General features: G+C 70.1%; 3 protein-coding genes. 1 reads left to right on the top strand and 2 read right to left on the bottom strand.

Annotated features, from left to right (window positions below; all coding sequences use genetic code 11):
• Nucleotides 1-46: 46 nt before the first annotated feature.
• Together HUW62_RS50240 and HUW62_RS46920 are read right to left on the bottom strand one after the other, a co-directional pair.
• A complete protein-coding gene (locus HUW62_RS50240; protein WP_176438156.1) occupies nt 47-346 on the bottom strand; it encodes a zinc-binding dehydrogenase in 300 nt (99 codons plus the stop codon).
• Nucleotides 262-939: a helix-turn-helix domain-containing protein gene (locus HUW62_RS46920; protein ID WP_368670660.1), complete on the bottom strand. Its 678-nt coding sequence runs from the start codon at nt 937-939 to the stop codon at nt 262-264. Before HUW62_RS46920 ends, HUW62_RS50240 begins: the two co-directional genes overlap by 85 nt.
• A gap of 488 nt (nt 940-1,427) precedes the next feature.
• On the opposite strand from HUW62_RS46920, the gene istA reads away from it, so the two are divergent.
• Nucleotides 1,428-2,125, top strand: a 698-nt coding sequence (gene istA, locus HUW62_RS46915) for an IS21 family transposase (protein WP_368670659.1), incomplete at its 3' end; no start/stop codon positions are given.

The raw sequence follows: 2,125 nt of genomic DNA, 5'->3' as shown, positions 1-2,125 counted from the left end.
GGGACTCGAGGCGCCTCTTTCGTGCCCGGTAGCCCGCGCCTGGCTTTCAGGGCACCCGCAGCACCACCTTGCCCACCGTCGCGCGTGACTCGAGCTGCTGGTGCGCCCGCACCGCCTCTCCCAGCCCCACCACCAAGCCCAGCGTCACCCGCAGCTGCCCTTTCCCCAATGCCTGGCCCAGGGCCTCTCGCGCCTGGCGCTGCAGGGCCGGTGGGTGCGGCGTGCGCAGCCCCGCGGCTTTCCCTTGCGACTGGCCCAGAGTCAGCGCGGGTAGAACTGCTCGATGGTGATTTCCTCGGCCAATGCATGGAGCGGAGCACCAAAGCTCGTGACGGTCGTGAACCACTGGGTGGCGATTCCGTCGACCTCGAAAGTCAGCGGAATCAGAACGGCCCCTCCGCGACCAGGCATTGAAGGGGGAATCGCACGGGCTCCGGGGAGGTCGAGCACTCGCTTCAGCACCCGTGAGACCTCGGAGCGTGGACCGCGCAGACGTGCGTTCTCCCGGAGCCGCTGGAGGAGATAGCCAGCCACCTCGTCCCAGTTCCCTATCGCCGAGCGGACGGGGCCCGGAGCAAAGACCAGGTCCATCAGGTTGATTCGCCCAAGGGCGTCCCGCTCCTGTCCCATCATCGTGAGCGCCCCGGCGTTGGCGTCGAGCACCGTGGACGCGGCGTCGAGGACGAGCGCGGGGTATGGGTCGTGTGCTCTGAGAATTATCGCAGCGGCCTGGCGGATTTCCCTCAGCTCCTCACTGTTCCAATCACTCTCACCAAACACTGGCGCGTAACCCGCGGCGACGAGCAATGCGTTGCGCTCGCGCAGACCCAGCGTCAGCGCCCCCGCCAGTCGGATGACCATGTCTTGGCTGGGGGCACTCCGGCCTGACTCGATGAACGCCAGGTGCCGGGGAGAGACCTCGGCGTCGAGTGCGAGCAGCAGAGCGCGTGCTGAGTCGGTGCATGCGGCCGGGCGGCACGCCCACGCCGCGCGCCAGGCTGCGTACCGGGAGCGACGCAGGAAAGTGACGCATCAGGCTCCCGCGCCAGTAGCCCTGGAGGCGACGGTGCGGTCCGCGCCGGCCCAGGCCTCCACGCAGGAGGCCGCGAAGCCGAGCGCAGCGAGGCCACCCGCGTATGCATCACCGTCCTCTCCCGCCTGCACGTCCTGTGGGCGCCCCAGTCCCTTCCTCCGCCACACCACCCTGGCGCGCACGAGAGTGGGCCCACGTTGGCGACGCGTCCTTGCGTGAGGAGGTGCGCGGATGATTGCCCGGAGGTACGCGCCCGCATCCGCCGGCTGCACTACGCGGAGCACTGGCCGGTGGGCACCATCGCCACGCAGCTGGGCCTGCACCATGACACCGTGGAGGCGGCTCTCGAGGAGACGCAGGTGGCCCCTGTCGACACCCGCACGGCGAAGCCCACGTGCTGGGCCCCTACACGGACTTCATCGACGCCACGCTCAAGGCCCACCCGCGCCTGAGGGCCACGCGCCTGTTGCACATGGTGAAGGCCCGGGGCTACCCGGGCGGCTACGAGCAGGTGAAGCGCTACGTGCGGCGGGTGCGCCCGGGGCCCCAGGCCGAGGCCTTCCTGCGCCGCTGCACCCTGCCGGGGGAAGAGGCCCAGGTGGACTGGGGCAGCTTCGGCAAGGTGCAGGTGGGGCGGGCCACCCGGACGCTCTCCTGCTTCGTGCTGGTGCTGGGCCACTCGCGTGCCATGTACGCCAGATTCTTCCTGGGGCAGACGATGGAGTGCTTCCTTCAGGGCCACGTCCAGGCCTTCGAGGCGCTGGGGGGCGTGCCTCGCAGCCTCCTCTACGACACCCTGAAGTCCGTCGTGCTGGAGCGGGCCGGAGACGCCATTCGATTCCACCCCCGCGTGCTGGAGGCCGCCGGGCATTACCACTTCGCCCCCAAACCCTGCGCCCCCTACCGCGGCAACGAGAAGGGCAAGGTGGAGCGCACCATCCGCTACCTGCGCGACTCCTTCTTCGCCGCGCGCAGCTTCCATGGCCTCGACGACCTCAACCGGCAGCTGACGCGCTGGGTGGACGAGGTGGCCCACCCGCGTCGGGTGCCCGGCGACGCCTCGGGCCGCACGGTGGCCGAGGCCCTCGAAGA

The organism is Myxococcus sp. AM011 (genome assembly GCF_013372595.1).
Taxonomy (GTDB): Bacteria; Myxococcota; Myxococcia; order Myxococcales; family Myxococcaceae; genus Myxococcus; species Myxococcus eversor.
This window is presented reverse-complemented; position numbering and strand designations above follow the sequence as displayed.